The 10091-nt window shown below is 73.1% G+C and carries 10 protein-coding genes; all 10 read left to right on the top strand.

What is annotated here, in order from left to right; genetic code table 11:
- Positions 1-548 precede the first annotated feature (548 nt).
- The 10 genes from IMZ11_RS16025 (at position 549) to IMZ11_RS15980 (ending at position 10049) form a co-directional block, all read left to right on the top strand.
- Positions 549-1235 carry a hypothetical protein gene (locus IMZ11_RS16025; RefSeq protein ID WP_228642159.1) on the top strand — a complete coding sequence of 229 codons (687 nt, stop codon included), beginning with the start codon at positions 549-551 and terminating at the stop codon, positions 1233-1235.
- A 1-nt stretch (position 1236) separates the two neighbouring features.
- Positions 1237-2010 (top strand): hypothetical protein, encoded by a 774-nt coding sequence (locus IMZ11_RS16020; RefSeq protein ID WP_228642157.1) that lies wholly within the window; start codon positions 1237-1239, stop codon positions 2008-2010.
- Entirely contained in the window at positions 2007-3326 is a 1320-nt protein-coding gene (locus IMZ11_RS16015) for a CpaF family protein (protein WP_228642155.1), read from the top strand. Before IMZ11_RS16020 ends, IMZ11_RS16015 begins: the two co-directional genes overlap by 4 nt.
- On the top strand, positions 3326-4267 hold the full coding sequence (locus tag IMZ11_RS16010; RefSeq protein WP_228642153.1) for a type II secretion system F family protein: 942 nt from the start codon (positions 3326-3328) through the stop codon (positions 4265-4267). Before IMZ11_RS16015 ends, IMZ11_RS16010 begins: the two co-directional genes overlap by 1 nt.
- Positions 4264-5202, top strand: a complete 939-nt coding sequence (locus IMZ11_RS16005) for a type II secretion system protein (protein ID WP_228642151.1) — start codon at positions 4264-4266, stop codon at positions 5200-5202. Before IMZ11_RS16010 ends, IMZ11_RS16005 begins: the two co-directional genes overlap by 4 nt.
- Complete coding sequence (locus tag IMZ11_RS16000; RefSeq protein ID WP_061253381.1) at positions 5203-5454, top strand: hypothetical protein; 252 nt, start codon at positions 5203-5205, stop codon at positions 5452-5454.
- A gap of 74 nt (positions 5455-5528) precedes the next feature.
- Entirely contained in the window at positions 5529-5915 is a 387-nt protein-coding gene (locus IMZ11_RS15995; RefSeq protein ID WP_308066798.1) for a TadE/TadG family type IV pilus assembly protein, read from the top strand.
- A gap of 20 nt (positions 5916-5935) precedes the next feature.
- Positions 5936-6388: a TadE family protein gene (locus IMZ11_RS15990; protein ID WP_228642149.1), complete on the top strand. Its 453-nt coding sequence runs from the start codon at positions 5936-5938 to the stop codon at positions 6386-6388.
- 89 nt (positions 6389-6477) lie between these two features.
- Complete coding sequence (locus IMZ11_RS15985; protein WP_228642147.1) at positions 6478-6879, top strand: pilus assembly protein TadG-related protein; 402 nt, start codon at positions 6478-6480, stop codon at positions 6877-6879.
- Positions 6876-10049 carry a bacterial transcriptional activator domain-containing protein gene (locus IMZ11_RS15980; RefSeq protein ID WP_228642145.1) on the top strand — a complete coding sequence of 1058 codons (3174 nt, stop codon included), beginning with the start codon at positions 6876-6878 and terminating at the stop codon, positions 10047-10049. Before IMZ11_RS15985 ends, IMZ11_RS15980 begins: the two co-directional genes overlap by 4 nt.
- Positions 10050-10091 lie beyond the last annotated feature (42 nt).

Here is a 10091-nt window from a genome sequence, read left to right as displayed (position 1 = left end):
CCCAAGGGCCGCCCTCACGGGGAAAGGCGGTTCGCCGTGACCGGAACTCGTGGCGTGAACTCGGTGTGTGAACTCGGTGCGTGCCGATCGGCCGGCCCCCGTGGAACCGGCCCCCCGACCACATTTCGGGGAGTGTCCCTCCGGGACGCGCCCGGCGAAAGGGCTCTCGCCGAGACAAGGTAGCGGGGCTGTCCCCGGTTATCTCCTTGTTCGCGGGAAACGCGGGCCCACTCCGCCATACAGCATGGATGGGCATGGACGGGCTGGTGGGGACGATGTGATCTATGCGGACAGAGTGCTTCTTATCACGCAATTCAACCACAGGAAAGCGATAATCGTAAACAAGCATCGATCAATCGGGCATTGACACCGGTATTCCTAACGGATAAGCATGGATGGCCGGTTTCCGGCCACACGGCAGCGGGTGGTTGTCCATAATGGTGTCAATTCTGTAATTCGAACTGACCAATACTGCGGATGAAGGCGCGGCCGTTAATCGGCCCTTCATTTCAGTACCGGAAGCGATCATCCCTGGGAGTCCCCCACCCATGAGGATCAGCGACAAGCCCGCCTCCGACGGACGCGCTCCCGCGAACGAGCGGCCAGGGCTGTCCGGACCGGCGTCGCGCAAGCTTCCCGTGCCGCCACGGGAGCGCAAGCCGGCGCTGGCGGCGCTCGCCGTCCTCCTCATCCTGGGTGGGGCGCTGGCCACCACGCTGCTCGTCCTGCGCAGCGGCGACCGCGTCTCGGCCGTCGGGATCGTCCAGCAGGTCGGCGCCGGCCAGCTCATCACGGCCTCCGCCATCAAGGAGGTCCAGATCGCCGACACCGGCATCGACTACGTTCCCTGGCGATACCGGAGCGAGGTCGAGACGACCTACGCCGCCGTGACCCTGCTGCCCGGCACGCTGCTGACCAGCGCGATGGTCACCAAGTCGAGCGAGGAGCTCGGCCCCGGCAAGGCCATCGTGGGCCTCGCGCTCAAGGCGGGGCAGGCGCCGGTCGGCATGCGCAAGGGCGACGTCGTCCAGGTGATCTACGTTTCCGCGGGCGGCAAGGGGACGGCCCAGCAGCGGGTGCTCGCGTCCGGCGCCCGCGTCCACAGCGTCGGAGCCCCCGGCAGGTCGGGCAGCGGGCTGGTCTCGGTGGTCGTCGACACGGCCATCTCACCCACCGTCGCCGCGTACGCCTCCAGCGGCGAGATCGCGCTGGCCGTGCTCCCCGGAGCCGGGTGACGTGGCGCTCATCGTGCTCGCCGCCGACAAGGGGGCGCCCGGCGTGACCACCGCGGCGACCGCCCTCGGGGCGGTGTGGCCGCGTCCGGTGCTGCTGGCCGAATGCGACCCGTCCGGCGGCGACCTCGCCTACCGGCTGCCCGCTCAGGACGGCGGCGTGCTGAACCCGGGCCGCGGCCTGCTCAGCCTTGGCGCGGTCGCCAGGCGCGGGCTGCACCCCGACCACATCTACGAGCACACGCAGAAGCTCGTCGGCGGCCTGGACGTGCTCACCGGCCTGACCCACGGCGAGCAGGCCGGGGGGCTCACCTGGCTGTGGGGACCCCTCGGCCGGTCGCTGGCCACGCTGCCGCACGCCGACGTGCTGGCCGACTGCGGCCGCCTCGGCGGGCACGCCCAGATCGGCGACCTGATCGCGGAGGCCGCCCAGGTCGTGCTCTTCACCCGCCCGAGCCTCGACCACGTCGCCCATCTGCGCGAGCGGCTGGCCCTGCTGGACAGCCGCCCGGTCGTGGTCGTGATCGCCGACCCCCGGTCCTACCGGGCGTCCGTCGAGGAGGTCCGGCGTATCGTCGCGCCCTGGGACGTCGCGTTCGTGGCCGGGCTCGCGCACGACCCCAAGGGCGCCGAGTTGCTGCGCGGCCAGTGGGGCGGGCGGCTCGACCGCAGCCTGCTGATCCGCACCGCACGTGAGCTGGCCGGGCGGCTGGCCGCCCTGATCTCTCCCGAGGAGCCGGCCGGGCAGCGGGCCGACCAGAGCGGAGCGCGACGATGAGCGGGCAGCAGGGCGGCATCGACCACACGCTGGTGAAGCGGTTCCGCCAGGAGGTCGGCGACCGGCTGGCCCACCAGCGGCGGCTGGACCAGGCGAGCGGCATCCCCCCGATGACCGGAGAGGACGAGCGGCAGTTCGCCCGCGCGCTGATCGCGCAGGTCCTGGAGGAGTACGCCAGGGGCGAGATCGGCGTCGGCCGCACCCCGCCCACCGTCGACGAGGAGGAGGCGCTCGCCGCCGGCATCCACGCCGCGCTGTTCGGCGTGGGCCGTCTCCAGCCGTTCCTGGACGACCCCGAGGTCGAGAACATCGACATCAACGGCTGCGACCGGGTCTTCGTGAGCTACGCCGACGGGCAGGAGATCGCGCACGAGCCCGTCGCCGACTCCGACGACGAGCTGATCGAGCTCATCCAGATCCTCGCGGCGTACTCCGGCCTGTCGTCCCGGCCGTTCGACACCGCGAACCCGCAGCTCGACCTGCGTCTGCCCGACGGCTCCCGGTTGTCGGCCGTCATGGACGTCACCGTACGGCCCGCCGTGTCGATCCGCCGGGCCCGCCTGGGCAAGGTGTTCCTCAGCGACCTGGTGGGCAACGGCACACTCGCCCCAGAGCTCGGCCGCTTCCTCGCGGCCGCGGTCGCGGCGCGCAAGAACATCATGATCGCGGGGTCGACCAACGCGGGGAAGACGACGCTGCTGCGGGCGCTGGCCAACGAGATCCCCGTGGCAGAGCGGCTCATCACGGTCGAGCGCGCGCTCGAACTCGGCCTCGACCAGTTCCCCGAGCTGCACCCCAACGTGGTGGCGTTCGAGCAGCGCCTGCCGAACTCCGAGGGGCAGGGCGAGATCACCATGGCCGAGCTGGTCCGGCGCTCCCTGCGGATGAACCCCTCGCGGGTCATCGTCGGCGAGGTCCTGGGCGACGAGATCGTCACCATGCTCAACGCGATGACGCAGGGCAACGACGGCTCGCTCTCCACGATCCACGCCAACTCCTCGATGGAGGTCTTCAACCGCATCGCGACGTACGCCCTGCAGGCCGACGAGCGGCTGCCCATCGAGGCGACCCACATGCTCATCGCGGGCGCGATCGACTTCGTGGTCTTCATCGAGAAGCGCAACGACTACCACCGCGGCGGGACGCTCCGGCGCTTCGTGTCCAGCGTGCGCGAGGTCACGGGCTGCGACGGGCGGGTCCTGTCCTCGGAGGTCTTCATCGCCGCGGGCGACCGCGTCGTCCCGCACGCCCCGATCTCCTGCCTGGACGAGCTGGCGGCGCACGGCTACGACCCCGCACAGGAGGTGTGGCGCTGATGCCCGCCGGTTTGTTCGATCCGCTGGTGCTGCTGACCGGCGCGGTGACGGGCGGCGGCCTGTTCCTCCTCGCCCTCGCCCTGTACGGCCTGCGCCCCCGGCCCGCCGGCCCCGACGGGAAGTCCGGCCGGCGCGAGCTGCTCAGGACGCTGTCCACCCGGACCGCGATGGGAGTGATCACCGGGTTCGTCGTCCTGCTGGTGACGGGATGGCCGGTGATGGCGGTCGGCGCCGTCCTCCTCGTCCTGGCCTGGCGCGGCCTGGCCGGCGGCGCGTCAGAGGAGCGCGCGGCCATGCGGCGCCTGGAGGGGCTGGCCGCGTGGACCGAGTCGCTGCGGGACACGATCGCCGGCGCCGCCGGGCTCGAACAGGCCATCCCCTCGTCCATCCGGGCGGCCGCGCCCATGCTCCGGCCGCACCTGCTCGCGCTCGTGGACCGGTTGCACTCCCGCATGCCCCTGGCCGACGGGCTGAGGATGTTCGCCGACGAGCTCGACGACCCCTCCGCCGACCTCGTCGTCGCGGCGTTGATCCTCAACTCGCGGCTGCGTGGTCCCGGCCTGCGTGACGTGCTGTCCGCGCTGGCCGTCTCCGCCCGCGAGGAGCTCGACATGCGGCGCAGGGTCGAGGCCGAGCGCCGATCCACCCGCAAGAGCGTGCAGATCGTGGTCGGCACGGCACTGGCCTTCGCCGCCATCCTGGTGATCTTCAACCGTTCGTACGTGGAGGAGTACGGCTCGGTGCTCGGCCAGGCCGTCCTCGTCGTGGTCGCGGGGTTGTTCGGCGCCGGATTCGCGTGGATGCGCCGGCTGGCCCGCTTCGACAAGCCCGCCCGGATCCTCGCGCCGTACGCGGCAGCGGGCGGGCCGGTGGCGAGGGGCGGCGAGCCGCGCGACGACGCCGCGGACGAGTCCGCGCTCCGGGCGGGAGGGACACGATGACAGAGCCGGCGCTCGCGGGAGCCGTACTCGGCCTGGGCCTCTTCCTGCTCTTCCGCGCGCTGTTCCCACCGAGGCCCGGCCTGTTCGCCCGGCTGACGGCGCTCGACCTGGCGCGTGAGGGCGCCGACCTGCCGAGGGCGCCGCTCATCGCCCCCGACGAGCAGGTCAGCGCGTTCCGCCGCGACCTCGGCGTACGGCTCGCGCGGTTCTACGCGGCCAGAGGATGGGAGGCCCGGTCCATCCGAGCCGACCTCGCGCTGCTCGGCAAGTCCTTCGAGGGGTTCCTCGCCACGAAGGTCCTGCTCGCGGCGTGCGGGCTGCTGGTCTTCCCCCTCCTGGTCGGCTGGCTGGCGCTGATGGGCTGGGACATGTCGGTGAACATCCCGCTCTGGTCCGCGCTGGCGGTCTCCGCGGTCTTCTTCCTCCTCCCCGACATGCAGATCCGGCGCGACGCGGCAGTCCGCCGCCGCGACTTCCGGCACGCGGTCGGCGCGTTCCTCGACCTCGTCGCCATGAACCTCGCGGGCGGACGCGGCGTCCCGGAAGCGCTGATGATGGCGGTCGCCGTCGGCAGCCCCACCGGGAGCTCCGGTGCGGGCGCCAACTGGGCGATGGAACGCATCCGCGAGGCGCTCGGCAACGCCCGCATCGTCGGCATCACCCCCTGGCAGGCCCTCGGGCAGCTCGGCGACGAGATCAACGTGGACGAGCTGCGCGACCTGTCCGCCGCGCTCGGCCTGGTCGCCGACGACGGCGCCAAGATCCGCTCCTCGCTCACCGCGCGTGCCGCGACCCTCCGGCGGAGGGAGCTCGCCGAGGTCGAGGGCAAGGCGGGGGAGCGATCCCAGTCGATGCTCGTCGCCCAGCTCCTGCTGTGCGCCGGCTTCGTGATCTTTCTCAGTTTCCCGGCGGCCATGAAGATGTTGGGGGCGTAGATGCTCACCTATTTGATCGCGATGCTCCATGTGCGGATCGACCGCGCGCGTAACGCGCCGAGCAAGGGGGCCTCGGCCGTCGAGTGGGTGATCATCACGGCGATCATCGCCGGAGTCGCGCTCGGCCTGGCCACCCTCATCAAGAACCTGGTCACGCAGAAGGAAGCCGACATCACCTCCAACTTCGGCGGCGGTGGCGGCACCGGCGGCGGGGGAGGCGGGGGAGGTCAGTTCGACGGCGGCCCAGAGTGACCCGGTCGGCAGGGATCCGGCCCCGAGCGGCCCGGTCCACGGTGCCGCGGACCGCGCGCGACCGTGGAGCGACCGTGATCGAACTCGCCATGCTCATGCCGATCGTCCTGGCCGTGGTGCTGCTGGTCGTCCAGCTCACGCTCTGGTTCCACGGCAGGCAGGTCGCCGACGCCGCCGCCAGGGAAGGCGCCAGGCTCGCCCGCGCGGCCGGCACCTCGGAGAGCTGGCAGGGCGACGCCGAGGCGAAGGCCGAGCAGATCGTGCGGGCGGTCGGGCCCGAGATCCTCAGGAACGCCACGGCTCGGGCCTGGGAACGCGGTGACCAGCGCGGCGTCGACGTGACCGGCAGCGCCGTCCAGGTGGTGCCGCTGCTTCCCGAGATGACGTTCACCATCACCGCCAGTTTCGGCGGCCCCATCGAGTGTTTCCGCCCCGACGACGGTTCGGACGGATGCCAATGAGACCGATGCCAATGAGACCGATGCCGCGGAGACCTGTGCCGGTGACCCGTCCCGTACGGCGTCCGCCTCCCGAGGCGTTCCGCCCCCGGTCGCGGGACGGCGGGTCGATGACGGCCGAGACCGTGATGCTCGCGCCCGTCTTCCTGCTCTTCCTCATGTTCCTCGTCGGGGCGGGCCGGGTCGTCGAGGCCCAGGGGGAGGTCAACGGCGCGGCCAGGGACGCGGCCCGCGCGGCGTCGGTCCAGCGGACCCGGTCGGAGGCCGAGTCGGCGGCGGCGGAGACGGCCGAGTCCGCGCTCTCCGGCGACTGCGCTCCCGAGGTCGGCCTGTCGGGCACCGAATGGAAGGAAGGCGGCGTCGTCCAGGTCGCCGTGACCTGCGAGCTGAACCTGGACTTCCTCGGCTTCGGCACGACACGGCGGATGAAGGGGACCTCCGTGGTCCCGCTGGAGCAGTTCCGGAGGGTGGATTGACCGAACCGCACGGGCGGCGCGGCCGTACGCGCCGGTCAGGCCGCCAGAGACGCGTCGCGGGATCGCGGGCGCGGGGTGAGCGGGGATCGATGTCGGTCTTCGTGGTCATCTTCTCCGTGGCGGTCTTCCTGCTCGCCGGGCTGCTCGTCGACGGCGGGGCGGCCATCAACGCCCGGCTTCGGGCCGCCGACGTCGCGGAACAGGGCGCCCGCGCCGCGGCCGACCAGATCGACGTGGAGGCGCTGCGCGCCAACGGCCAGGTACGGCTGCTCGCCGACGAGGGCGCCGTGTGCGGCCGGGCGGGGGAGATCGTGGCGGCCCACGACGACCAGAACGTACAGATGAAGCGCTGCGAGATCGGCGGCGGCCAGGCGGAGGTGACCGTCGAGGTCGGCGTCCGCTGGAACGCCGTGTTCCTGTCGGTGCTCGGATTCGGCGGCTCGGAGATGGCGGCCACCGCCACGGCAGGGCCGGACGCGGGGGACGCATGACCGGTGAAGGGAACTCGTGGCCGCGCGGTTCGAGCTCGCCGCGGCGCCCCCGCGGCGCGGGCCGTCCTCCCGGTGGCGGCCGTCCACCCGGCGGTGGTCGCCCTCCCGGCCAGCGGGCACCGCTGCCACCGGCGCTGCCGCCCTCCCGCGATCCCGCGCCGCCGTCCGAGGGGCGCTCCACCCGGCCGCCGGTCGCCGACCGTGACCGGCCGTCCTTCTCGACCTTCCAGCAGACCGCCGCGCACCAGCACCGCCGGCAGGGCCGCCGGGCCGTCCGGCGTCCGGTGCGCATCCCGCCGAAGCGGACACCGCGCGACGTCTTCGCCGGGGTAGCGGCCCTGCTGGCGTTGGTCGCCCTCGTGGGCGGCGTGCCGTACGCGCTGATCAGGCTGGCCGGGCCGCCGCTGCGGCCCGAGCTGCGGGACATGGACGTGCTCACGAGCAACGTCGGCCCGGAGACGGTCATCGCGATCCTCATCCTGCTGGTGTGGCTGGCCTGGTTGCAGCTGCTCGTCTGCGTGATCGTGGAGGTGTACGCCGGGATCCGCCGGGTGGGCATGCCGGCGCGGGTCCCCCTGTCCGGCGGCACGCAGGCGCTCGCCAACCGGCTCGTCTCGGCCGTGCTGCTGCTGTTCGCCGCCGCGGCGGTGGCCGTTCCGGTGATCGGGCCGGTCACCGGGGCCGGCACCGGCCCGTCGATCCGTCCCCAGGCGGCGACGCTGTCCGCGCCCGTGGCCACGACCGAGGACCGCCCGCCGCTCCAGGCCCGCGAAGTGAAGAAGGTCTACGTCGTGCAGCCGCCGCACGGGCGCCACCACGAGAGCCTGTGGGAGATCGCCGACAAGTGCCTCGGCGACGGCCGCCGCTATCCCGAGATCTACCGGCTCAACCAGCACAAGGAGCAGCCCGACGGCAGCCGGTTGCGGATGGCCGATCTGATCAGGCCGGGCTGGGTCCTCGACATGCCGGACGACGCGAGGAACGTCCTGATCGTCCCGGTGGAGGAGGACCGGCCCACCACGCTGGACCACCATCCCCGGATGCCGACGGACAGCAGTGGCGACCTGGACGACGACCTCGGCAACGAAGGCGACACCGGCCGTGACACCGGGCGTGACACCGGGCGGGGCGAGAACCGCGATCCGGTGTCGGGAAACGACGATTTCCAGATGCCGCTGCCCGCCCTGCCCGAACGCCCCCACCGCGAGACCGCCGGGGCCGAGCCGTCGCCGGTCCCCTCGGCGCAGGACACGACCGCCAGGGGCGACAGGACGGCGGCGCAGCACGGCGAGCCCTCGCTGGCCGGGCCCCACGGGCAGCGGGAGGACGGCGGCCCGGACCTCGCCGACTACCTCGCTGCGGCGTCGCTGGCGGCGGCCGGGCTGCTCGCCATTCTGGGGCGGCGGCGCAGGGAGCAGCTCTGGCGGCGCGCGTTCGGCCGGCGGGTGGTCCGGCCGAGAGGGGACGCCGCCGGGGCCGAGGTGGCGATCCGCCTCGGGGCCGACGCGCCGGGCAGCCGCATGCTCGACCTGGGGCTGCGCCTGCTGGGCAGGCTGCTCGCCGACCGGGACAGGCGCCCGCCGACGATCTACGCGGTCCACCTGTCCAGCAGGGGCCTGGACCTGTGGATCCACCCCGCGGACCTGGACGCGCCCGAGCCCTGGGAGGCGTGCGACGGCGGGCAGGTGTGGCGGCTCCACGCGCATGAAGGGCGCCGGATCGACGAGCGGGACCTCGCCGGCGTGCCAGCTCCGTACCCGGGCCTCGTCTCCCTGGGGACCGCGGACGGCGGCAGGGTGCTCGTCGATCTGGAGGCGGCGCAGGGGATCGTCGCCATGGAGGGCACCAACACCGTCGCCGCCATGTCCGCGCTCGCCGTCGAGCTGGCGACCAACCGCTGGTCGGACCACATGACGCTCACCCTCGTCGGGTTCGGCGAGGAGCTGACGCTGATCGCCCCCGACCGGATCCGGGTCGCGGGCAGCCTCGCCGAGGTCCTACCCGAGCTGGAGGAACGCGCGGCCTGTGAGACCGGCGACGTCCTCACCGGACGGATCCACTCCAGGGTGGCCGATCCCGCCTGGACGCCCCACTACCTGCTCTCGGCGATCCGCCCGGACGAGGACGAGGCGCGCCGCCTCGCGGTGCTCGGCAAGGCGACGCGCACGGCCACCGGATACGTCGTGGCGGGAGGGATGCCGCACGCGACCTGGACCTGGGAGATCACCGACGGAGGCCGGGCCAGGATCGACGCTCTGGGGTTCGAGGTGGACGCCCAGCTCCTGCCGCGTCGCCACTACACCGCCGTCATCGACCTGTTCCGTACGGCACAGCGCGCAGACGGCGAGCCGCTGCCCGAACCCGAGGTGCGGGTGCCGGACGAGCCTCCCTCGATCGAGGTCCGCATCCTCGGCCCGGTCGAGATCAGCCCGGTGAACCGGCTGGAAGAGGGCCGGGCCGCGCTCGCCCACGAGATGGTCGTCTACCTGGCGGCGCATCCGTCGGGGGTGCATCCGGTCGTGCTCGGCGGCGTGTTGTGGCCGCGCGGCGTGCAGGCGGTGGTCCGCGACGCGACCATCGCGCGTGTGGTGGAGTGGCTCGGCGCCGACGCGGAAGGCCGCCCGCACGTCCACGCGGACGAGTCGGGACGGCTGCGGCTCGGCCCCGAGATCAGGAGCGACTGGCATCTCTTCCAGGAGCTGGTCCGCAGATCCCGTGATCAGCACCCCGAGGCGGAGATCCTCCTGCTGGAGAAGGCCGTCGGGCTGGTGCGCGGGCCGTTGCTGAGCGGCAGGCCGGCGGGCCGGTACGCCTGGCTCGCCGCCGACTCGCTCGAGTACGACGTGACGGCGAGCGTGGCGGACGCCGCCCACCGCCTCTGCGAGCTGCGGCTGGCGCGGGGCGAGCCCATGTCCGCGGTCGCGGCGGCACGGGCGGGCCTGCTCCTCGCGGCGGACGACGAGGGGCTCTGGCGCGACCTGCTGCGGGCCGCGCACGCCACCGGCGATCCCGCGCGGCTGCGTGCGGTGGTCGACGGCCTGCACCGTAGGGCCGCGTCCCATCCCCACGGAGGCGGCATGGCTCCCGAGACGGAGGCGCTGATCGATGAACTGCTCCCGGACTGGCGCCGGGGCGCCCCCCCGGGCCTCGGCACCCCGCGTCTCGCGTGACCGGCCACCGGCGACGGCGGGCGCCCCGCGAGGGGCGAGAAC

The organism is Microtetraspora sp. AC03309 (assembly GCF_020826795.1).
Taxonomy (GTDB): Bacteria; Actinomycetota; Actinomycetes; order Streptosporangiales; family Streptosporangiaceae; genus Microtetraspora; species Microtetraspora glauca.
The sequence above is the reverse complement of the archived record's forward strand: the minus strand, read 5'-3'. Positions and strand labels throughout refer to the sequence as shown.